The sequence below is a fragment of the Pararhodobacter zhoushanensis genome, assembly GCF_025949695.1.
Classification (GTDB): domain Bacteria; phylum Pseudomonadota; class Alphaproteobacteria; order Rhodobacterales; family Rhodobacteraceae; genus Pararhodobacter; species Pararhodobacter zhoushanensis_A.
Genome location: NZ_JAPDFL010000001.1, coordinates 1175519 through 1195883, shown reverse-complemented (window position 1 = coordinate 1195883; position 20365 = coordinate 1175519). Strand labels below are relative to the sequence as shown.

Sequence of the window (20365 nt, the reverse complement as noted above, 5' to 3'; positions counted from 1 at the left end):
AAGGTGAGGGCGGTTTGGCTTTTTTATTGAGCGCCAACCGGCTATGGGAGGGGGCGCGAAACAGGAGTTTGCATGGCGATCTGGTGGTTCTTTGGCCCGGCCCTGGCCCTTTGTGTGCTTGTGGCGGCTCTGGTCGTGCTCGGCCTGCGCCGGGGCGCGCAGGTGCAGGGGGCCGACTCGGGCCAGAAGCGCGAGATGCGCATCTATGCCGACCAGCTCAAAGAGATCGAACGCGACAGCGCGCGCGGCGTGATCCCCGATGACGAAGCCGCGCGCCTGCGCGCCGAAACCGCGCGTCGGTTGCTGGATGCCGACCGTCGCGGCAGCCGCGCACTGCGCGAATCGCCCAGCGCGGCCAAATGGGTAGCGCTGGTCCTTGTGCTAACCGTGCCGCTGGGGGCCTTCGCGCTCTACTTCAACCAGGGCACGCCGCTGTACGGCGACATGCCGATGAGCGCCCGCTACGCCGCCGCCAACGATCTGCGCGAAGCCCGGCTCAGTCAGGACGCCATGGAGGCCGCATGGCAGGCCGACCCCACGCGCCCGCCTGCGCCCGAGGTCGAACAGCAATACCTCGACCTGATGGCGCAATTGCGCGCCGCGCTTGAACAACGCCCCGACGATCCCCGCGGGCTGCGCCTGCTGGCGGTGAACGAGGGCAACATCGGCAACAACGCCGCCGCGGCCACTGCCTGGGCCCGCCTGATCGCGCTTGAGGGCGAGGAGGCGCCGGTCGAGGATCTGGTGGCACTGGGCGAAAGCATGGTGCTGGCCACCGGCGGGCTGGTCTCGGCCCAGGCCGAGGTCGTGCTCGACCGCATCCTGCAACGCGACCCGCGCAACGGCACGGCGCGCTATTACCTCGGGCTGATGTTCGCCCAGACCGGGCGGCCCGACCTGACCTTCCGCCTGTGGCGCGGGCTCTTGGAAGACAGCCAGCCGACCGATCCGTGGGTGCCCGCGATCCGCGGCACCATCGAGGAACTCTCGCAGATCGCCGGTGTGCGCTACACCCTGCCCCCGGTGGCAACGGGCGGGCGCGGCCCCACGGCCGAGGATATGCAGGCAGCAGCGGAAATGTCGGACGAGGATCGCCAGCAGATGATCGGCGGCATGGTCGACGGTCCGGCCTCGCGGCTGGCCAATCAGGGCGGCACGGCCGAGGAATGGGCGCGGCTGATCGGCGCTCTGGGCGTGCTGGGCCAGCAGGAACGCGCCCGCGCGATCTGGGCCGAAGCGCGGCTGGTGTTCGCCGACCAACCCGAGGGGCTGGCGCAGATCGACGCCGCCGCCCGCAGCGCGGGGTTCGGCGAATGAGCGTCTTTGCCGATCCCGACGCCTTCTTCGCCGCCCTGCCCGCGCAGGGCGCGCTGGCCGGGCTGGACCTTGGCGAGAAAACCATCGGAGTGGCCGTGTCAGACCTGCGCCGCTCGGTCGCCACGCCGCTGGAAACGGTGAAACGGTCGAAATTCACGCTGGACGCCGCCCGCCTGCTGGAGATCGCCAAATCCAAGGCGCTGGCCGGGTTCATACTGGGACTGCCGCTGAACATGGACGGCTCGGAAGGCCCGCGCTGCCAATCCACCCGCGCCTTTGCGCGCAATCTGGAACGGCTCACCGACCTGCCGATCGGCTTCTGGGACGAACGCCTCTCCACCGTCGCCGCCGAACGCGCGCTGCTGGCTTTTGACACCTCGCGCGCGAAACGCGCACAGGTGATCGACCACGTCGCCGCCGGGTTCATCCTGCAGGGCGTGCTGGACAGAATCGCCGTGATGCGTCGCTGACAGGCTGGAATCAGCCCGCCGCAGCGGTATCTTGGCCCGACGGTTCTGGAAGATCATGATGAACAAACTCTCCACCGATACGATCTGGATGCGCACCGAACTCGACAGTCCTTGTGTGAAGCTTTGCGTGATCCACCCAAGGGTCGGGATCTGCGCTGGCTGCTACCGCACGCTGGACGAGATCGCCGAGTGGTCCACCCTGAGCCCCGAAGCGCGCCAAAGCGTCACCGCCGCCCTGCCCGAGCGCGCCACCTTGCTGAAAAAACGCCGCGGCGGCCGCGACGCGCGGCTGAACGAGGCCTGAGCGGGTTTCGCCCTCGGCCCCTGTCGGCTGTCGCCGCCGCGCCCTCGGGCGACCGGGCAGGGGGGCGTTGCCCCCCTCTTGGCCTGACGGCCAATTCACCCCCCAGGATATTTAAGGACAGATGATAAGGTTTCGTTAAACCTGTTTCATTTTCTGTCTGAAAATATCCACGGGGGGATTTTCAAGGGGGCGCGTGCGCCTCCCTTGAAGAGGGTGTGGGTGGCAACCCACGCGGCGCGAGGGCCCTCGATGGGCCCGAGCGCCGCTCTCCCCGGCTTCCCTCTCCCCGCCCCTTGGCCTAGGGTGGCGCCATGACAGCCGCGCCCCTTCCCGTGACGTTTTCCGATGACCAGGCCGCCGCCTGGGACCGCATGGCCGAGGTGCTCGCCAAGGCCGGGATCGATATTCTCGACGAAGATATCTCGGCCCCCGATCTGGACAGTGACAACACCGTCATGGCCGTGCTGGGCAAGGCCGGGTCGGGCAAGACGATGCTGCTGTCCGAACTGACCAAGGCCCTGATCGCCGCCGGGGTGGAAACCGTCAGCGGTGACTACGAAGGACGGCGGCGGCGCGAGCGGCGGACGCTGGCGATCCTTGCGCCGACCAACAAGGCCGCGTCGGTGCTGCGCAACCGCGGTGTTCCCGCGACGACCATTCACCGCATTCTCTACACCCCGGTCTATGACCCCGAATACGAGAAGATCGCCGAGTGGCTGGCCGGCAACGGCCCGCGCCCCGACATGCCCGATCTGGGCGACACCGCGCTCGACCGGGCGCAGGCGTTCTACGAGACGGTCAAATCCATCCCCGGCGCGCTGGCGGCCGCAGGCCTGAGGGGCAGCGATTTCATCAAGGGCTGGAAACGGCGCGATGATCCCTTGGACATTGGCTTCATTGACGAAAGCTCGATGCTGGACGCGCGGCAGTTCACCGATCTGCACGAGCTGTTCCAGACCCTGATCCTGTTTGGCGACCCCGCCCAGCTGGCCCCGGTCGGCCAGTCCGGCGAGATGGTGTTCGACACCCTGCCCGCGCCGCAAAAACTGGAGCTGCACCGCATTCACCGGCAGAGTCAGGACAACCCGATCCTCGATCTGGCGCATGCGCTGGCCGATCCCGACCTGACGTTTGAAACCTTCGAGGCGCAGATCGAGGCCGCTGCGCGCAAGGATGACCGCGTGGTCTGGGCGCAGCGGGTCCAGAGCGATCTGATGGCGCGCTCGCCCGTGCTGGTCTGGCGCAACGCCACGCGCATCCGCCTGATCCACGCCTTTCGCGCCGCCCATGGCGCGCCGGAAACCGAACTGCTGCCCGGTGAGCCGCTGATTTGCGACGGGCTTGAACTGCCGCTCAAGCACCGCAAGAAGCGCGTCGATCTGGAGGCGCGCGGCCTGATCAAGGGCGCGCAATGCATCTATCTGGGACCGGGCAAGCGCCCCGGCTTCTCGCGCCTGCATGTCATGGGGGCCGAGGACCCGCAGACCTCGGTCGCGTCAATCGTCAAGATCGAGCGCGAAGGCGAGGAAGAGCCCTTCATCCCCTTCGCGCACCACATGGGGGCGGCGTTCCTGCACGGCGCCGCCGTCACCATCCACAAGGCGCAGGGCAGCCAGTGGCCCGAGGTGCAGGTCTTCGCCCCCGACCTCTACGCCGCCGCCCGCGCCGGGCGGACCGAGGCCGGGCTGCCGCTGTGGAAACGCCTCGCCTATGTCGCCATCACCCGGGCCGAACACCGCCTGCACTGGGTGGTGCGCAACCGGCTGGCGCGACCGACCGGACCTTTGAGAATCGACGATCTGGGCGGAGGCCCCGCGCCGCTCACGCTGGCGATTCAAGACGAGTAGACTCGCAGGCGCGTGGCTTAACCGGCAGGCAGAATGCATATTTTGACTGCAAAGATGTCGCTTTTAGCCTTCGATGTCGCTTTGTGACCTGTTACCCCTCCTTTCAGCCGGGCGCTCGACCCGGGATCAAGCCTGAACGGCGCAAAGGAGGGAACGTATGACGGACTCCACAGACGGCGAAGCCATCCGCGCACCGGAAGGCCCGGCCGATATCATCGACACCGATTTCGAGATCGGTCAGAACAATGTCCAGCTGTTCGGGCTGGACATCCACAACCCGGTCTTCGCCATTTCCGGGCTGAGCGTGGTGGCCTTTGTCATCGTCACCATGGCCTTTCAGAACACCATCGGTCCGGTCTTCACCGGGCTGCGTGACTTTCTGACCAGCAATTTTGACTGGTTCTTCCTGCTGGCCGGCAATGTCTTTGTGCTGGTCTGCCTTGGCCTGATCATCAGCCCGCTGGGCCGTGTTCGGATCGGCGGGCGCGATGCGACGCCGGATTACGGCTATGCCGGCTGGTTCTCGATGCTGTTTGCCGCCGGCATGGGTATCGGCCTGATGTTCTACGGCGTCAGCGAACCGATCACCCACTACTCGACCTCGTTCGGGGGCGTCACGCTTGAGAACGGGCTGCGCACCGACTGGGCACCGCTGGGCGGGGCCGAGGGCGACGCCGCCGCGGCGCATGCGCTGGGCATGGCCGCGACGATCTTCCACTGGGGTCTGCACCCTTGGGCGATCTATGCCATCGTCGGTCTGTCGCTGGCGCTTTTTGCCTATAACAAGGGCCTGCCGCTGACCGTCCGCTCAATGTTCTACCCGATCTTTGGCGAGCGCATCTGGGGCTGGCCGGGCCATGTCATCGACATTCTGGCGGTGTTTGCCACGCTGTTCGGCCTTGCCACCTCGCTGGGCATCGGCGCGCAGCAGGCGAATGCCGGGCTGAACTACCTGTTCGGGATCGAGATCGGCGTGACCGCGCAGATCATCCTGATCGCGCTGATAACCTGTGCCGCGCTGGTGTCGGTGCTGCGGGGGCTCGACGGCGGGGTCAAGATCCTGTCCGAGATCAACCTCGGGCTGGCCGCGCTGCTGGTGCTGTTCATCATCATCGCCGGACCGACCACGACGCTGTTTGCCGACCTGTTCCACAACGTCAGCGCCTACGCGACCGAGCTGATCCCGCTGTCCAACCCGTTTGGCCGCGAAGATGCCAACTTCTCGCAGGGCTGGACCGCATTCTACTGGGCGTGGTGGATCAGCTGGTCACCGTTCGTCGGCATGTTCATCGCCCGCGTCAGCCGGGGCCGCAGCGTGCGCGAGTTCCTCACCTGCGTGCTGCTGATCCCGACGGCTGTGTCGATCCTGTGGATGACCATTCTGGGCGGCACCGCGCTGGACCAGCTGGTGGTCAACGGTTTTACCGGCGCACAGGACGCGGCGCTTGAGCTGAAACTGTTCGAGATGCTGACGCAACTGCCGTTCACCTGGATCGCCTCGCTTCTGTCGATCATCCTTGTGATCGTGTTCTTCGTCACCTCGTCGGATAGCGGCTCCTTGGTGATCGACACGATCACGGCCGGTGGCAAGGTCGATGCGCCGGTGGCGCAGCGGGTCTTCTGGGCCTCGTTCGAAGGGTTGGTGGCCATCGCGCTGCTGATCGGCGGCGGGTTGGGGGCGTTGCAGGCCATGGCGGTCTCGACGGGCTTCCCGTTCGCCATCGTGCTGCTGCTGGCCTGTTACGCACTGGTCCGCGGGCTGATGGACGAGCCGCGCGACTGACGCGACCCTCAGGGAAACGAAAAAGGGCGGCGCAGTGCGTCGCCCTTTTTGCTGCGCTCAGCGCGCCGCCAGCGCGTTGAACATCGCCATGTTGGGGCAAAAGGCCACGGATTCGGCATCCATTCCCTCTTCGCGCGCCAGATACCGCTCGCAGGCGGGCACGTCATGACACTCGGCGCAGCGGTGCACCAGCTCGTGCCAGCTGTCGCGGTCCCGCGCCAGCACCGTCTCCGGCACGTGCTGGGAACGCGCCATCTCGGCCAGACGCACGGGCACCGAATCCTCGACCGCCGCCAGCGCCTGCGCCTGTGCGCGGCTGACGCCCATATCGGCCAGATCGGCCTCGCTCATCTCGGCGATGGCGTTCAGATCGCGGCTCCGCCGAAACATCTTCAGGAAGCGTTCTTTCATGGTCTGTCCTTCCGTCACCCGATACGTCCTTGGCTAACCTCAGACCTCAATAAAACCTGACAACCTTTCGTTTTCCTTGATCTGGCTCAACCTCAGGGATACCCCGTGCCCATGATCCGCACTTTTCTTGCCCTGCCGGTCCCTTTGCCCGTGGTCCACACGCTGACTGTCGCGCAGCACCGCCTGCCCCTGTCGCGCCCGGTGCCCGAGGAAAATTTCCACGTGACGCTGGTGTTTCTGGACAGCCAGCCCGAGCCGCTGCTGGAGGAACTGCACTACGCGCTCGACGGCTTGTCCCTGACGGCCCCCACCCTGCGCATCGACGGGCTGGGCACCTTCGGCGGCAATGACCCCGACGCGCTTTACGCCCGCATTGCCCCTGACCCGGTGCTCACTGCCCTGCAGGCCAAGCTGGCGCAAACCGCGCGGCGCATCGGGATCGCGGTCAAGGCGCGCAAATTCGTGCCCCACATCACCCTCGCCCGCTTTCGCAAGGGCGAGATGCTGCCCGGCACGCTGGCCAGCGCCATCGGCGCGCTGGGCCCGCTCACCAGCCCGCCCTGGACCCCGCCCGAGCTGATCCTCACCCGCTCGACCCTGCGCGCGGACGGGCCGGTCTATGACCCGCTGGCCAGCTATCCGTTCCGCTTCTGACCTTGCACCCGCTGCGCGCGCTGCCGTAACCTGAGCCAAATTCAGGAGGCTTCCCGCATGTATTGCGTCTTTGTCCAGTTCCGCTGCATCCCCGGCAAAACCTACGAGGTCGCCAGCGCCATCTACGACCGCGAGGTGGTGTCCGAGCTGTTCTCGACCTCGGGCGACTGGGATCTGATGGCCAAGGTCTATATCCCCGAAGGCGAGGACGTCGGCCATTACCTCAGCGAAAAACTGTTCGACGTGCCGGGCATCTCGCGAACGCTGACCACCATGACCTACAAGGCGTTCTGATGCCGGTCATCGTCATCACCGGGGCCAGCGCCGGGATCGGCCGCGCCACCGCCGAGCGGTTTCTCAAGCAAGGCTGGCAGGTCGCCCTCTTGGCCCGCAACGCCGACACACTGGCGCAGGTGGCGGGCGACGACCCCTACGCGCTGGCCCTGCCCTGCGACGTGACCGATGAGGCGCAGGTAGACGCAGCCTTTGCCGCCATCGCGGCCCGCTTTGGCCGCATCGACGCGCTGTTCAACAACGCCGGCAAGATGCTGCCCGGCCAGCTGATCGACGAGATGTCAGTCGCCGACTGGCGCGGCATGGTCGATGTGAACCTGACCGGCATGTTCCTATGCGCCCGCGCCGCGTTCCGGCAGATGCGCGCGCAAGATCCGCAGGGCGGGCGCATCATCAACAACGGCTCGATCTCGGCCCATGCGCCGCGCCCCGGCTCGGTCGCCTATACCGCCACCAAACACGCCGTCACCGGGCTGACCAAGACGCTGGCACTGGATGGCCGCCCCTTCGACATCGCCGCCGGGCAGATCGACATCGGCAACGCCCGCACCGATCTGGCGGCCAGCATCTCGAAGGGCGTGCCGCAGGCCGACGGATCGATCAAGGCCGAACCGATGATGGACGTGGGCGAGGTCGCGCAGGCGGTGCTCTATATGGCGACGCAACCGGCGGGCACGAATGTGCCGTTCCTGACGGTGATGGCAACAAATATGCCCTTTATCGGGCGCGGGTGACGGAACCAGTCACGGGGGGTCTGCGTTGTCATCGAAACGTCCACTACCCGGAGATGACCGCGATGAAACCCTTTGCCATTCTGAGCCTGATTGCTGCCGTTCTGACCCTGAGCGCCTGTGAAACCGTCGAAGGTGCGGGCCGTGACCTGCAAAGCGCCGGTCAAACCGTGAGCCAGGAAGCCCGCCAGACCCAAGCCCAGCTCTGAAGCGTCACTGCTGCCGGATAATCCGGAACAGCGCCGACGCCCCCCATCCTGCAATCAGCGCAATGACGAGAGCGAGCAGGCCGTACAGAAATGGCTGGTCATAGGCCAGTTCGTGCAGCCACCGCTCGATCCCGTCCTTGCGCACAAAGATCGCCGTGCGGAACTGGCTGACCACCTGCCCGTCCTGCACCAGATACATCCGCGTCGTATAAGCACCCTCGGTCAAATTCGACGGAAGCCGGACATTGGTCCGAAACAGGATGTCGCGGTCGATGTGAACGAACCGGTCCAGCGACAGATATTGTTCCGACTGCTCGCGGATGCGCATCAGTGCCTCGGCGAACAGCAAGGTCTCGGGCGAGCCGTCACCGACCTGTTCCGCCCGGATCGCCTGACGCGCCGAAATGCGAAACGCCTCGTCGGCCTCGGGCGACAGGATCTGGTTCAGCGGCTGCGTGCTGGCCACGGCGTAGAACGACGGCACCGACGCCATGCCGACCGAATCCACGTTCATCCAGATCCCCGCCCGGCGCTCTTTGCGCCAGACCTCGACCGCTTGACGCGGGCCCTCGATCACCACGATGACGTCGAAATCCTCGGACCCGGCAGCCTCGTCGGCCTCTTGAATCGTGACCTCTTCAGCCGTCCGGCGGATCGCGCCAAAGATCAGGATCTCGGACCCCGAAAAATTCGCCGTCAGCGACACGCGGTTCTGACTCAGCGCGCCGACGATCTCACTGGCGCGCGCGGGCAGCGACAGCAGGATCAGCGCGATCAACAGCAGCCCCCGCATCACGGCCCCCCGCGATGCGGATGGAATACAGCTCGTCGGGTTGGATCAGCAGATCCAGACCGACCTTGATACAGACCGCCATGACCAGCAGCGCCAGCAGAATGCGCAACTGCTCGGCCTTCAGCCGCAGACCGATCTGCGTGCCGAACTGCGCACCGATCACGCCGCCCAGAATGAGGAAGAAGGCCAGCATGATGTCGACCGAGTGCCCGGTGACCGCATGCATCACCGTGGTATAGGCCGTGGTGAAAATGATCTGGAACAACGAGGTGCCGACAACCACCTTGGTGGGCATGCCCAGCAGATAGATCATCGCGGGCACCATGATGAACCCGCCACCAACGCCCATCACCGCCGACAAAACGCCCACCGACGCGCCGACCAGCAAGGGCGGGATCACGCTGATATACAGACCCGACACGCGGAATTTCATCTTGAACGGCAGCGAATGCACCCAGGTGTGCTTGTGCGCCTTGCGCCGCCCGCTGCCGGTCTTCTTGGTGCGATACCACGCGCGCAGGCTTTCCTGCAGCATCAGCGTGCCGACCACGCCCAGAAACAGCACATACGACAGCTGAACGGCCAGATCGATCTGCCCCAGCGCGCTCAGCCAGCGGAACAGCACGATCCCGATGGACGAGCCGATGAGGCCGCCGATCAGCAGCACCGTGCCCATCTTCAGATCGACCGTCTTGCGCCGCAGATGCGCCAGCACGCCCGAGATGGACGAGGCCACCACCTGATCTCGCCCCGGTTGCCACGGCGACAGCGGGCGGAATGCCGATGAAGAACAGCAAGGGCGTGATCAGAAAGCCGCCACCGACCCCGAACATGCCCGACAACATGCCGACCCCTGCTCCAACCCCCAGCAGGGTGAACAGATCTCGTCGAGATCTCGGCAATGGGAAGATAGACCAACATGAGTCTGAATAGGACAAAGCCCCTGCGTTTTACAGGGGCTTTGAGACAATATTTCGCCCGGTGAAACGCCCCGGCCAAAAACGGCAGGCCGGGGCTGTTTTCACCGCTCTTTCACGTAAGGCTCGCCCCCGGCACGCGGCGGAATGGCCTTGCCGACGAACCCGGCCAGAATGACCACGGTCAGGATATAGGGCAGCGCCGCCATGAACTGGTTGGGCAGGGTGATCAGGCCCAGATCCAGATTGGGCCAGCGGTTCGCGATGGCTTCGAGCATGCCAAACAGCAGCACCGCGACCAGCGCCTGCCACGGGCGCCACTTGGCGAAGATCAGCGCGGCCAGCGCGATATAGCCCCGCCCCGCCGACATATCCTTGACGAAACCCGCCGCCAGCGAGGTCGACAGATACGCCCCGCCGATGCCGCACAGCACCCCCGCGATGATCACCGCGTAATAGCGCATCCGCACCACCGACACGCCCGCCGTGTCCACCGCCGCCGGGTTCTCACCCACGGCACGCAACCGCAGGCCAAAGCGCGTGCGATACAGCACCCACCACGTCAGCGGCACGGCCAGCAGGCCCAGATAGACCAGCACCGAATTGCCCGACAGCACGTTGCTGTACAGCGGCCCGATCACCGGCACATCGCGCAGCGCATCGGCGAAGGGCAGATCGATCCGTTCGAACCGGGCATTACCCGACAGCGGCGGCGTGCGCCCGCCCTGATGGAACAGGCTCTGCGCCACGACCACCGTCATGCCTGCCGCCAGAAAGTTGATCGCCACACCCGAGATCAGCTGATTGCCCCGGAAGGTGATCGAGGCAAAGCCATGGATCAGCGCAAACACGACCGAGGCCGCGATGCCCGCCAGCAGACCCAGCCATGCCGAACCGGTGTAGAACGCAAAGGCCGCCGAAAAGAATGCAGCGACCAGCAGCTTGCCCTCAAGCCCGATGTCGAAAATGCCCGCGCGCTCGGAAAACAGCCCGGCAAGACAGGTGAACAACAAGGGCGTGGCCAGCCGCAGGGTGGATTCCAGAATCTGGACAATGGTTGCAAGATCCATGTCAGCTCTTCCTCCGGCCCAGGGCAAACATCGCTTCAAGCGGCTGCCTGACCAGATTGTCCAAGGCGCCCGTGAACATGATCACCAAAGCCTGAATGATCACGATCATCTCGCGCGGGATCGTGGTTTCGATCGCCAGTTCCGAGCCGCCCTGAAACAGGAAGCCGAACAGCAGCGCCGGGGCGATGATGCCGATGGGATGCGAGCGCCCCATCAGCGCCACGGCGATGCCGATAAAGCCCGCCCCTTCGACCGCGTTCATCACCAGCCGCTGCGGCCCGCCCATGACCGAGTTCACCGCCATCACCCCCGACAGCGCGCCCGAGATGAGCATCGCGATCATGATGATCCTGAACGCGCTGATCCCGGCATAATGCGCGGCCGGTTCGGACTGACCAAAGGCGCGGATCTCGAAGCCCAGCTTGGTGCGCGACATCATCACATAGGCCAGCACACAAAACGCCAGCGCCACAAACAGCATCACGTTGGCCGGACCCGAGCGCGAAAATGCGATACCGAAGGGCTCAAGCACATCGGCCAGACGCGGCAGCCGCAGCTCGGACGCAAAGCGCGCGGTCGCCGGGTCCATCGACGCGGGCGGGCGCAGCACATGGCTGAGCATGTAGTTCAGCACCGAGGCGGCGATGAAGTTGAACATGATCGTGGTGATGACGATATGGCTGCCGCGTCTGGCCTGCAGATACGCCGGGATCGCCGCCCATAGCGCGCCAAATACAGCCGAGGCAAGGATGGCCCCGATCATCGCCGTCCACCAGTTCGGCCAGGGCACATACAGACAGACCAGTGCCACGCCCAGACCGCCGATCAGCGCCTGACCTTCGCCGCCGATGTTGAACAGCTTGGCCTGAAACGCGATCGACACGGCCAGACCGGTCAGCAGGAAGTTGGTGGTATAGTAAAGCGTATAGCCCCAGCCATAGGTCGACCCCAGCGAGCCGGTGACCATCAGCTCCATCGCCCTGATCGGGTCTTCGCCAATCGCCAGAATGACCAGCGCCGAGATCGCGAAGGCGATCACCAGCGAGAACAGCGGGACCAGCAGGACATCGGCCCATTTCGGCATGTTTCGGCTGCTCATGCGGCGTCCCCCGTGACCGAGTCTCCGACCACACCGGCCATCAGCAGACCCAGTTCTTGCGCGTTGGTCTGTTCAGGATCGCGCTCGCCCATGATCTTGCCATCGAACATCACGATGATGCGGTCCGACAGCGACAGGATCTCGTCCAGCTCGACCGAGACCAGCAGGATCGCCTTGCCCTGATCGCGCAGTTCGATCAGCCGCTTGTGGATGAACTCGATTGCGCCGATGTCCACGCCGCGCGTCGGCTGGCCGACCAGCAGCAGATCGGGGTTGCGCTCGATCTCGCGGGCCAGAACGATCTTCTGCTGGTTCCCGCCCGAGAAGCTTTCGGCGGTCAGCATCGGATTGGGCGGGCGCACGTCGAACCGCTCGATCTTGCCCTTGGCATCCTCAAGGATCGCGGCATTATCCATCAGCAGCGCGTTCTTCTGGTACTCGGGCCGGTCGTGATAGCCGAAAGCCACGTTTTCCCACGCCATGAAATCCAGAATGAGCCCGCAGCGGTGGCGATCCTCATGCACATGCGCGATGCTGTCCTCGCGCCTTGTGCGCGCGTTGTCGCGCCGCAGGCTCAGGTCCATGTCCGCGCCGTTCATGGTCATCGTGCCGGTGCCCGGCATCATGCCCGCCAGCACCTCAAGCAGTTGCGACTGACCGTTGCCAGCCACGCCCGCGATGCCAAGGATCTCGCCCGCACGCACGTCCAGATCAATGCCGCGCAGACGCTCGACCCCGTGGCGGTCGATGACCTGCAGATTGCGGACGGACACCACGACCTCGCCGGGCTGCGCCGGGGTCTTTTGCACGTCCAGAAGCACCTTGCGGCCGACCATCAGCTCGGCCAGTTCGGACGGGTTGGTATCCGCCGTGTTCACCGTCGCCACCATCTCGCCGCGCCGCATGACGCTGACCTCATCGGTCACTTCCATGATCTCGCGCAGCTTGTGGGTGATCAGGATGATCGTCTTGCCCTGCTCCTTGAGCCCGCGCAGGATGCGGAACAGATGGTCGGCCTCGGCCGGGGTCAGAACCCCGGTCGGCTCGTCCAGAATGAGGATATTGGCCTGGCGGTACAACGCCTTGAGGATCTCGACCCGCTGCTGGTGACCGACGTTCAGATCCTCGACCACGGCATCGGGATCGACGCTCAGTTCATAATCATCGGCCAGCTGGGTGAGCAACTTGCGTGCCCGCGCCTTCGAGGGTTGCAGCAACGCGCCGCCCTCGGCCCCCAGAATGACGTTCTCCAGAACCGTAAAATTCTCGACCAGCTTGAAATGCTGAAAGACCATGCCGATCCCGGCGCGGATCGCGGCCAGTGAATCGGTGATCTGGGTGGGTTTGCCGTCGATCAGAACCTCGCCTGAATCCGACCGGTAAAACCCGTACAGGATCGACATCAGCGTGGATTTCCCCGCGCCGTTTTCGCCGATGATCCCGTGAATGGTGCCCTTGCGCACCCGGATGTTGATGTCCTTGTTCGCCTGGACCGGGCCGAATGCCTTCGATATCCCGCGAAGCTCGATGGCGGGGGCGGCGTCTGCCGCCGCCCCCCGGTCACGTCAGCGACCATGTGTTCCGGTCCTCAGTCAACCGAGACAGGGCACGAGTTGTCCGACGTATAGTCATGAACAACCGTCTCACCCGATGCGATCGACGCCTCGGCAGCGGCCATCGCGGCGCGCATGTCTTCGGTGATCAGCGACTCGTTGTTCTCGTCCAGCGCCCAGCCCACGCCACCCGAGGCGAGGTCCATCACGAACGAGCCGGTCTCAACGTCCGTCCCGGCCGAGAACACGTCAAACACGGCGTTGTCGACGCGCTTGAGCATCGAGGTCAGAACCTGACCCGGGTGCATGTAGTTCTGGTTGCTGTCCACGCCGATCGACAGAATGCCGCTGTCGGCGGCGGTCTGCAGCACGCCCACACCGGTGCCGCCAGCAGCAGCATAGACAACGTCCGACCCCTGGCTGATCTGCGCCGAGGTGATCTCACCGCCGCGCACCGGGTCGTTCCAGGCAGCCGGGGTGGTGCCGGTGTAGTTGACGATCACGTTGACATCCGCATTCGCCGCCACGGCGCCCTGCGCATAGCCACAGGCGAAACGACGGATCAGCGGAATGTCCATGCCGCCGACGAAGCTGACGGTGCCGGTTTCCGAGGCCATCGCGGCCAGCATGCCCACCAGATACGAGCCTTCGTGCTCGCTGAAGTTGATGTTGCGCACGTTGGGCGCATCGACATAGCCGTCGATGATCGCAAAGGTGGTGTCGGGATAGTCAGGCGCGACCTGCTCGAGCACCGAGCTGAAGGCAAAGCCGGTCATCACGATTGGGTTCGATCCCGATTCCGCCAGACGACGCAGCGCCTGCTCACGCTGGGCTTCGGACTGCATCTCGATGTCGCGGTAGGTGCCGCCGGTTTCGGCAGCCCAACGCTCGGCCCCGCCAAAAGCGGCTTCGTTAAAGGATTTGTCGAACTTACCGCCAAGATCGTAAATCAGGGCCGGATCGGCAAGCGCAGCGCCGGTCATCAGAGCCAGAACAGCGGTCGCGCCGAAGAGGGTGCGGGTCAGTTTCATGTTGGTTTTTTCTCCCAGTTGGGTCGTCATGGGCCGCCAGAGCGCGTCTTCTTTTGCGGCTGATCCGAACTTTCGGTTCATAGGTAATCTAGGTCCATGCGCGCATGAGCCGTCAAGCAAATTTTACCAAACGGACAAGTCAGGGGAATCGTCTGGCAACAGCAAGGTTAATTGTCAGGCGAGCGACTTGCAAAGGATCAATGCGGCGACACTGCGCCCGTCGACAGCGACGTAATACGCCGGTCTGCGCCCGGTCTGCACCCATCCGGCCCCCTCATACAGCGCGCGGGCGGCGGTATTGTCCTCGGCGACCTCAAGAAACGCGGTCCCGGCCCCGCGCGCCTTTGCGCCTGCGTCAAACGCGGCCAGCTGCGCGCGCGCAAGGCCCTGTCGGCGCGCATCGGGATCGGTGGCGAGGGTGAGCAGCTCGGCCTCTCCGGCAATGACCCGGCCCAGCGCGAAGGCGCGGCCCTGCGGATCGTGGGTGAGAAAGGTAAAGGGGCTGTCGAGCAGATTGGCAAAACTGCGCGCGCTCCACGGCGGGGGCGCGGTGAAACAGCGGCCGTGCAGAGTGGCAAGCGCGTCAGGGGTCATGCGGCGGGGATAGCGCGTCGGGGGCTGCGGGGGAAGGGTTTCGCCCGCGGCCCCTGACGCTTTCAGCGTCATGTCTTCGGGCGACCGGGCAAGGGGGGCGTTGCCCCCCTCTTTGGCTTCGCCAAATTCACCCCCCAGGATATTTGGGGACAGATGAGTGGCTTAGCCGATGAGGGCGGGCGGTTGCTCGGACGGTGGGGCGGCGTCAGCGTCGCGCAGGTAGAGCGGCGCGGGGCGCGGCTGCGGGCTGTGGCGGCGGGCGTCGGCGAGGCGGGCGATGGCAACGGCGAGGGGGTGTGCGGGCGGCGTCAGACCGTCGCCGATACCGGTGGCCGGGGGGTGTCGGTCAGCGCCGGGGGCTGGCCGTGGGTCTGGACCCAGACCTGGCCGCGCAGGGCGGGGACGACGGTGGGCAGGTCGGGGCCATCGAGCGCGAGCGCCTCGAACCGGTTCACCCCGATCGCCGGGATGCCCAGCCCCAGCGCCAGCCCGCGCGCGGCGGCGGTGGTGATGCGGATGCCGGTAAAATTGCCCGGCCCGATGCCCGCCCCGATGGCAGCGAGGTCGGACCAGTCGACGCCCGCCTCAACCAGAAGGGCCTTGAGCGCAGGCATCAGCGCCTCGCCCTGCCCTTTGGCCAGCGGCGTGAAACGCTCGGCCAGTACGGTATCGCCGCGGATCAGGGCCGCGGCGATCCAGCCGCCCGAGCTGTCGAAGCCAAGGACGGTATCAGACGGCAACCTGCCGGACCTCGGTCACTTCGGGGATATAGTGGCGCAGCAGGTTCTCGATGCCCATTTTCAGCGTCATCGTTGACGACGGGCAGCCCGCGCAGGCGCCCTTCATGTGCAGATAGACCACGCCCCGGTCGAAACCGTGGAAAGTGATGTCGCCGCCGTCCTGCGCCACAGCCGGGCGCACGCGGGTATCGAGCAATTCCTTGATCTGATCGACGATCTCGCCGTCCGGGCCTTCCTGCACGGCATGGGCCGCTTCGGCCTCACCCTCGATCGCGGGGCGGCCGGATTGGAAATGCTCAAGGATCGCGCCCAGGATGGCGGGTTTTACATGCGACCAGTCATTGGCCTCGGCCTTGGTGACGGTGATGAAGTCAGCCCCCAGGAACACGCCGGTCACGCCGGGTGCGGCGAAGATCGCGCGGGCCAGCGGCGAGGCGCTGGCGGCGGCAGCCTCGGGGAAATCAGCCGTTCCCTGGCCGAGGACGTCCTGCCCCGGCAGGAATTTCAGCGTGGCGGGGTTCGGGGTGGATTCGGTTTGGATGAACATGGCACAGGCCTCCGGTTTGACCCCGGATATGAGACTGCCGGGGGTTCAAGTCAAGGAAGCCGGGGGCGGCACGCCGTCACAGCGCCACGCGTGAGCCCAGAATGGTCATAATCTGATACTCGCTGAGCGGTTCTTCGAACATCAGCCCGCAGGTATCGTCGAAATGCCAGCGCACTTCGGCCGAATAATTTTGCCCGACACAGTGAATGCCGATCCAGTCGCCGACGATGATCGTTCGTTCGGGTATTCCGACCAGCCGCGCGCCCGCTGCCGACAGGTTCCCAAGCGTCGCGTCGAACGCCCCGCGGGGCGAGCGGACCTGAACAAACGCCCGCGTTGGCAATCGCAGAGCGCGGTTAAGCATGGTGGTTCTCCCGCATGGCTTTTTCCTGATCCTGCGCGCCAGAGGTTTCTGTCCGGTTAACAAACGCTCTCTTGATCAGGGGGATTTCGCCCCCCACATAAGATCCGAGGCCCGCCAGGGGCACGCGCCGATGGTCGGGCGTGCCGCGCCAGCCGGGCGCTTGAAAGGAAGAATGCGATGAACCTTGAAAAGTTCACGGAGCGCGCCCGCGGGTTCCTGCAGGCCGCCAACACCATCGCCGCGCGCGAACAGCACCAGCGGCTGACGCCCGAACACCTGCTCAAGGCCCTGATGGATGACGATCAGGGCATGGCCGCCAACCTGATCCGCCGCGCGGGCGGCAAGCCCGAACAGGTCCTTCAGGCCGTCGATCTCGCGGTGGGCAAGCACGCCAAGGTCTCGGGCGATGCGGGGCAGGTTTATACCGACAGCGCCGTCGCCCGCGTGCTGGATGAGGCCGAGAAACTGGCGCAGAAAGCCGGGGACAGCTATGTCCCGGTCGAGCGTGTGCTGATGGCGCTGGCGCTGGTGAAATCCGCCGCCAAGGACGCGCTGGATGCCGGCGGCGTGACCGCGCAGGCGCTCAACGCCGCGATCAACGACATCCGCAAAGGCCGCACGGCGGATTCCGCCAGCGCCGAGGATACCTATGAATCGCTGAAGAAATACGCCCGCGACCTGACGCAGGCCGCGCGCGATGGCAAGATCGACCCGATCATCGGCCGCGACGAGGAAATCCGCCGCGCCATGCAGGTGCTCAGCCGCCGCACCAAGAACAACCCGGTGCTGATCGGCGAACCCGGCGTGGGTAAAACCGCGATTGCCGAGGGCATGGCGCTGCGCATCATCAATGGCGATGTGCCTGAATCCCTGCGCGACAAGACGCTGATGGCGCTGGACATGGGCGCGCTGATCGCCGGGGCGAAATACCGCGGCGAGTTCGAGGAGCGGCTGAAAGGCGTGCTGGGCGAGATCACCGCCGCGGCGGGCGAGATCATCCTGTTCATCGACGAAATGCACACGCTGGTCGGCGCCGGTAAATCCGAGGGCGCGATGGACGCCGCCAACCTGATCAAACCGGCGCTGGCGCGGGGTGAGCTGCATTGCATCGGTGCCACCACCCTGGATGAATACCGCAAATACGTCGAAAAAGACGCGGCGCTGGCCCGCCGGTTCCAGCCCATCGTGGTTGAAGAACCGACGGTCGAGGATACCGTGTCCATCCTGCGCGGCATCAAGGAAAAATACGAGCTGCACCACGGCGTGCGCATCGCCGATTCGGCGCTGGTGGCGGCGGCGACGCTCTCGCATCGCTACATCACCGACCGCTTCCTGCCCGACAAGGCCATCGACCTGATCGACGAGGCCGCCTCGCGCCTGCGCATGCAGATCGACAGCAAGCCCGAAGAGCTGGACGCGCTGGACCGCGACATCCTGCAAAAGCAGATCGAGGTCGAAGCCCTGCGCAAGGAAGACGACGCGGCCAGCCGCGACCGTCTGTCCAAGATCGAGGTCGAGCTGTCCGAGCTGCAGCAGCAATCCTCCGAGATGACCGGCCAATGGCAGGCCGAGCGCGACATGCTGGAAGCGGCGCGCGGTATCAAGGAGAAGCTTGAGAAGGCCCGCATCGATCTGGACACCGCCAAGCGGGTCGGCGACTTCGCCAAGGCGGGTGAGCTGCAATACGGCCGCATCCCCGAGCTGGAGCGCGCGCTGGCCGAGGCCGAGGCGCGCGAGACCGAGAAGATGGTCGGCGACGCCGTGCGCCCCGAGCAGATCGCCGAGGTGGTCGAGCGCTGGACCGGCATCCCCACCACGCGGATGCTGGAGGGCGAGCGCGACAAGCTGTTGCGCATGGAAGAGGGTCTGCACAAGCGGGTCATCGGCCAGAACCACGCTGTCCACGCCGTCGCCAACGCGGTGCGCCGGGCGCGCGCGGGTCTGAATGATGAGAACCGTCCGCTGGGTTCCTTCCTGTTTCTGGGCCCCACCGGCGTGGGCAAGACCGAGCTGACCAAGGCGGTGGCCGAGTTCCTCTTTGACGACGACAGCGCCATGGTGCGCATCGACATGTCCGAATTCATGGAGAAACATTCGGTCGCCCGGCTGATCGGCGCGCCTCCGGGCTATGTCGGCTATGACGAGGGCGGCGTGCTGACCGAAGCCGTTCGCCGCCGGCCCTATCAGGTGGTGCTGTTTGACGAGGTGGAGAAAGCCCACCCCGACGTGTTCAACGTGCTGTTGCAGGTGCTTGATGACGGCATCCTGACCGACAGCCACGGGCGCACGGTGGACTTCAAACAGACGCTGATCATCCTGACCTCGAACCTGGGTAGCCAAGCGCTCAGCCACCTGCCCGACGGCACCGACGTGAACGAGGCCAAGGCGCATGTGATGGAGGCCGTCCGCGCCCACTTCCGGCCCGAGTTCCTGAACCGTCTGGATGAGACGATCATCTTCGACCGGCTCAAGCGGGTGGACATGGACGGGATCGTCAAGATCCAGATGAAGCGCCTGCTCAAGCGGCTGGAATCGCGCAAGATCGCGCTCGATCTCGACGACGCGGCACGGGTCTGGCTGGCCGACAAGGGCTATGACCCGGTCTATGGCGCGCGCCCGCTCAAACGGGTGATCCAGCGCTATCTGCAAGACCCGCTGGCGCAGATGCTGCTGTCGGGCGACGTGCTCGACGGCACCACGGTGCCGGTCTCGGCAGGGCCTGAGGGGTTGATCATCAACGGGCAGACCCATGCCGATGATGACGACCAGCCGCGGGGAAAGTGGTTCACTGAGATTAAAGGCGCCGGGAAACCGGCGCCTTTCTTCAATCGGCCTCAGGGGTCGCTGAGCGGAAACTGCAGATCGCCTGCTCAGCCCGCGAACCGCAGCCGCGCCTGGGTTGTCGAGCGGCAGGCCTCGCCGGTGAGGATCGCCAGCACGTCCATCGAGAAGACCTGCGTCAGCGCAATCTCGACCGGACTGACGATGCGCGCGGTCATCGACACTTGGGCATTGCGGCCCAGTGCGCCGTTCACGCTGAACACCTCATTGTGCCACACGCCGCCGCCCTGATCGATCCACGGGCCAGCCGCCGGGTTGTCGGCGGTCAGGGGTGCCATCGAGAAGGGGCGCGGCCAGACGATACTGCGCCGCTCGCTCCCGCCCAGATCGATCGCGCCCGCAATGGCCGAGGCAACCTGCGCCGGACAGCCGGACAGGCTGTTGCCGGTGATCGTCATCGTCCACGGGCCGTTACGGGGCAGCCCGGTTTCCTCGGCCGGAAACACCTGCGGATCGCAAAGCCCGTCGCCGCCATAAAGAAGGTCGATAGCGTGGCCACTCTCGCCGGTCCAAAAGACCCCGTCGCCGGTCCGCACGAGGATCGGGTTCACCAGACCCTCGGGCGGCGCGATATCGGTCTGCGTCTCCAGCGTCGCGAGGGAATGGTTGGACTGGTAACAGTGGCAGCCCTCGCCCGTCCGGCAGGTGGCGACGATCAGGCCCGCCGCATCGACCCGTGTCACACCGTTCGACAGCCGGGGCAGATCCTGCGCGACCCCGGGCAGCGCCATCAGCGAGAGACCGGCAAGCGCTGTCAGCACAGGGGAAAGAAAAGCGGTCGTCATGGCATCACTCC

20 protein-coding genes and 2 pseudogenes are annotated in these 20365 nt (G+C 65.5%); 10 read left to right on the top strand and 12 right to left on the bottom strand.

Annotation, left to right across the window (positions count from 1 at the left end; translation table 11 throughout):
• Positions 1 to 72: 72 nt before the first annotated feature.
• From ccmI to OKW52_RS05820, 5 genes are all read left to right on the top strand, one after another.
• Positions 73 to 1317, top strand: coding sequence for a c-type cytochrome biogenesis protein CcmI (ccmI, locus tag OKW52_RS05840; RefSeq protein WP_264504882.1), 1245 nt, complete (start codon positions 73 to 75; stop codon positions 1315 to 1317).
• Complete coding sequence (gene ruvX, locus OKW52_RS05835; protein WP_264504881.1) at positions 1314 to 1787, top strand: Holliday junction resolvase RuvX; 474 nt, start codon at positions 1314 to 1316, stop codon at positions 1785 to 1787. The genes ccmI and ruvX overlap by 4 nt, the downstream gene beginning before the upstream one ends.
• A gap of 58 nt (positions 1788 to 1845) precedes the next feature.
• Entirely contained in the window at positions 1846 to 2091 is a 246-nt protein-coding gene (locus OKW52_RS05830; RefSeq protein ID WP_264504880.1) for a DUF1289 domain-containing protein, read from the top strand.
• A 311-nt stretch (positions 2092 to 2402) separates the two neighbouring features.
• The gene (locus tag OKW52_RS05825) at positions 2403 to 3938 is read left to right on the top strand and encodes an ATP-dependent DNA helicase (RefSeq protein WP_264504879.1); all 1536 of its coding nucleotides are present in this window, start codon (positions 2403 to 2405) and stop codon (positions 3936 to 3938) included.
• A 157-nt stretch (positions 3939 to 4095) separates the two neighbouring features.
• Entirely contained in the window at positions 4096 to 5721 is a 1626-nt protein-coding gene (locus OKW52_RS05820; protein WP_264504878.1) for a BCCT family transporter, read from the top strand.
• 57 nt (positions 5722 to 5778) lie between these two features.
• On the opposite strand, the gene OKW52_RS05815 is transcribed toward OKW52_RS05820, so the two are convergent.
• Positions 5779 to 6132, bottom strand: a complete 354-nt coding sequence (locus OKW52_RS05815; protein WP_264504877.1) for a DUF6455 family protein — start codon at positions 6130 to 6132, stop codon at positions 5779 to 5781.
• Positions 6133 to 6243: 111 nt separating this feature from the next.
• On the opposite strand from OKW52_RS05815, the gene thpR reads away from it, so the two are divergent.
• From thpR to OKW52_RS05795, 4 genes are all read left to right on the top strand, one after another.
• Entirely contained in the window at positions 6244 to 6786 is a 543-nt protein-coding gene (thpR, locus tag OKW52_RS05810; RefSeq protein WP_264504876.1) for an RNA 2',3'-cyclic phosphodiesterase, read from the top strand.
• A 57-nt stretch (positions 6787 to 6843) separates the two neighbouring features.
• Complete coding sequence (locus tag OKW52_RS05805) at positions 6844 to 7080, top strand: Lrp/AsnC family transcriptional regulator (protein ID WP_264504875.1); 237 nt, start codon at positions 6844 to 6846, stop codon at positions 7078 to 7080.
• Entirely contained in the window at positions 7080 to 7814 is a 735-nt protein-coding gene (locus tag OKW52_RS05800) for an SDR family oxidoreductase (protein ID WP_264504874.1), read from the top strand. Before OKW52_RS05805 ends, OKW52_RS05800 begins: the two co-directional genes overlap by 1 nt.
• A 62-nt stretch (positions 7815 to 7876) precedes the next feature.
• Complete coding sequence (locus OKW52_RS05795; RefSeq protein ID WP_127105176.1) at positions 7877 to 8020, top strand: entericidin A/B family lipoprotein; 144 nt, start codon at positions 7877 to 7879, stop codon at positions 8018 to 8020.
• A gap of 4 nt (positions 8021 to 8024) precedes the next feature.
• On the opposite strand, the gene OKW52_RS05790 is transcribed toward OKW52_RS05795, so the two are convergent.
• From OKW52_RS05790 to OKW52_RS05745, 10 genes and pseudogenes are all read right to left on the bottom strand, one after another.
• Positions 8025 to 8813 carry a TIGR02186 family protein gene (locus tag OKW52_RS05790; RefSeq protein ID WP_264504873.1) on the bottom strand — a complete coding sequence of 263 codons (789 nt, stop codon included), beginning with the start codon at positions 8811 to 8813 and terminating at the stop codon, positions 8025 to 8027.
• Positions 8755 to 9734, bottom strand: a pseudogene (locus OKW52_RS05785) (sulfite exporter TauE/SafE family protein). The gene OKW52_RS05790 and the pseudogene OKW52_RS05785 overlap by 59 nt, the downstream one beginning before the upstream one ends.
• A gap of 100 nt (positions 9735 to 9834) precedes the next feature.
• Positions 9835 to 10800: an ABC transporter permease gene (locus OKW52_RS05780; RefSeq protein ID WP_264504872.1), complete on the bottom strand. Its 966-nt coding sequence runs from the start codon at positions 10798 to 10800 to the stop codon at positions 9835 to 9837.
• A gap of 1 nt (position 10801) precedes the next feature.
• Positions 10802 to 11899 (bottom strand): ABC transporter permease, encoded by a 1098-nt coding sequence (locus OKW52_RS05775; RefSeq protein WP_264504871.1) that lies wholly within the window; start codon positions 11897 to 11899, stop codon positions 10802 to 10804.
• Positions 11896 to 13428 carry an ABC transporter ATP-binding protein gene (locus OKW52_RS05770; protein WP_264507662.1) on the bottom strand — a complete coding sequence of 511 codons (1533 nt, stop codon included), beginning with the start codon at positions 13426 to 13428 and terminating at the stop codon, positions 11896 to 11898. The genes OKW52_RS05775 and OKW52_RS05770 overlap by 4 nt, the downstream gene beginning before the upstream one ends.
• A 59-nt stretch (positions 13429 to 13487) precedes the next feature.
• Positions 13488 to 14483, bottom strand: a complete 996-nt coding sequence (locus OKW52_RS05765) for a BMP family lipoprotein (protein WP_264504870.1) — start codon at positions 14481 to 14483, stop codon at positions 13488 to 13490.
• Between the two features lie 174 nt (positions 14484 to 14657).
• On the bottom strand, positions 14658 to 15149 hold the full coding sequence (locus OKW52_RS05760) for a GNAT family N-acetyltransferase (protein ID WP_319800454.1): 492 nt from the start codon (positions 15147 to 15149) through the stop codon (positions 14658 to 14660).
• A gap of 236 nt (positions 15150 to 15385) precedes the next feature.
• Complete coding sequence (tsaB, locus tag OKW52_RS05755; RefSeq protein WP_264504869.1) at positions 15386 to 15817, bottom strand: tRNA (adenosine(37)-N6)-threonylcarbamoyltransferase complex dimerization subunit type 1 TsaB; 432 nt, start codon at positions 15815 to 15817, stop codon at positions 15386 to 15388.
• Entirely contained in the window at positions 15807 to 16364 is a 558-nt protein-coding gene (locus OKW52_RS05750) for a NifU family protein (RefSeq protein WP_127105182.1), read from the bottom strand. The genes tsaB and OKW52_RS05750 overlap by 11 nt, the downstream gene beginning before the upstream one ends.
• A 76-nt stretch (positions 16365 to 16440) precedes the next feature.
• Positions 16441 to 16728 (bottom strand): hypothetical protein, encoded by a 288-nt coding sequence (locus OKW52_RS05745; RefSeq protein WP_264504868.1) that lies wholly within the window; start codon positions 16726 to 16728, stop codon positions 16441 to 16443.
• 177 nt (positions 16729 to 16905) lie between these two features.
• Here OKW52_RS05745 and clpB point away from each other — a divergent pair.
• Positions 16906 to 19500: pseudogene (gene clpB, locus OKW52_RS05740) on the top strand (ATP-dependent chaperone ClpB); the annotation flags it as partial.
• Positions 19501 to 19598: 98 nt separating this feature from the next.
• Here clpB and OKW52_RS05735 read toward each other — a convergent pair.
• Entirely contained in the window at positions 19599 to 20354 is a 756-nt protein-coding gene (locus OKW52_RS05735; protein WP_264504867.1) for a hypothetical protein, read from the bottom strand.
• Between the last annotated feature and the right edge of the window lie 11 nt (positions 20355 to 20365).

Coding starts and splice junctions, on each gene's coding strand:
- ccmI (WP_264504882.1), top strand. CDS start 73: ATGGCGATCTGGTGGTTCTTTGGCCCGGCCCTGGCCCTTTGTGTGCTT.
- ruvX (WP_264504881.1), top strand. CDS start 1,314: ATGAGCGTCTTTGCCGATCCCGACGCCTTCTTCGCCGCCCTGCCCGCG.
- OKW52_RS05830 (WP_264504880.1), top strand. CDS start 1,846: ATGAACAAACTCTCCACCGATACGATCTGGATGCGCACCGAACTCGAC.
- OKW52_RS05825 (WP_264504879.1), top strand. CDS start 2,403: ATGACAGCCGCGCCCCTTCCCGTGACGTTTTCCGATGACCAGGCCGCC.
- OKW52_RS05820 (WP_264504878.1), top strand. CDS start 4,096: ATGACGGACTCCACAGACGGCGAAGCCATCCGCGCACCGGAAGGCCCG.
- OKW52_RS05815 (WP_264504877.1), bottom strand. CDS start 6,132: ATGAAAGAACGCTTCCTGAAGATGTTTCGGCGGAGCCGCGATCTGAAC.
- thpR (WP_264504876.1), top strand. CDS start 6,244: ATGATCCGCACTTTTCTTGCCCTGCCGGTCCCTTTGCCCGTGGTCCAC.
- OKW52_RS05805 (WP_264504875.1), top strand. CDS start 6,844: ATGTATTGCGTCTTTGTCCAGTTCCGCTGCATCCCCGGCAAAACCTAC.
- OKW52_RS05800 (WP_264504874.1), top strand. CDS start 7,080: ATGCCGGTCATCGTCATCACCGGGGCCAGCGCCGGGATCGGCCGCGCC.
- OKW52_RS05795 (WP_127105176.1), top strand. CDS start 7,877: ATGAAACCCTTTGCCATTCTGAGCCTGATTGCTGCCGTTCTGACCCTG.
- OKW52_RS05790 (WP_264504873.1), bottom strand. CDS start 8,813: ATGCGGGGGCTGCTGTTGATCGCGCTGATCCTGCTGTCGCTGCCCGCG.
- OKW52_RS05780 (WP_264504872.1), bottom strand. CDS start 10,800: ATGGATCTTGCAACCATTGTCCAGATTCTGGAATCCACCCTGCGGCTG.
- OKW52_RS05775 (WP_264504871.1), bottom strand. CDS start 11,899: ATGAGCAGCCGAAACATGCCGAAATGGGCCGATGTCCTGCTGGTCCCG.
- OKW52_RS05765 (WP_264504870.1), bottom strand. CDS start 14,483: ATGAAACTGACCCGCACCCTCTTCGGCGCGACCGCTGTTCTGGCTCTG.
- OKW52_RS05760 (WP_319800454.1), bottom strand. CDS start 15,149: ATGACGCTGAAAGCGTCAGGGGCCGCGGGCGAAACCCTTCCCCCGCAG.
- OKW52_RS05750 (WP_127105182.1), bottom strand. CDS start 16,364: ATGTTCATCCAAACCGAATCCACCCCGAACCCCGCCACGCTGAAATTC.
- OKW52_RS05745 (WP_264504868.1), bottom strand. CDS start 16,728: ATGCTTAACCGCGCTCTGCGATTGCCAACGCGGGCGTTTGTTCAGGTC.
- OKW52_RS05735 (WP_264504867.1), bottom strand. CDS start 20,354: ATGACGACCGCTTTTCTTTCCCCTGTGCTGACAGCGCTTGCCGGTCTC.